Annotated in this window: 1 protein-coding gene; it reads left to right on the top strand. The window is 63.3% G+C overall.

Annotated elements, in window-relative coordinates; genetic code table 11:
• A partial coding sequence (locus tag AC0L3D_RS37145) for a hypothetical protein (RefSeq protein ID WP_473647593.1) occupies positions 1-226 on the top strand: 226 nt, incomplete at both ends.

Raw genomic sequence — 226 nt, 5'->3', positions numbered from 1 at the left:
AGCGGCCCGACAGCTTGAGGCAGGCGGACCGGTATTCGACATCTCCAAGGTTCGTGATGTGAGCCCCGAAGCACGCGAGGCGGAGCGCTGGCAGGCCTATGTGTCGCGGCTGAGTACCCAGCCGGGCATCATCGTTGCCGAACAAAAGCTGCGCGATGGCCAATTCTATATTGCCGGCCTGAGAGACCCGCTTGCCGCCGACCCGCAGGCTTTGCTGTCCGGAATG

Source organism: Mesorhizobium sp. WSM4837, from assembly GCF_055811435.1.
The sequence above is the reverse complement of the archived record's forward strand: the minus strand, read 5'-3'. Positions and strand labels throughout refer to the sequence as shown.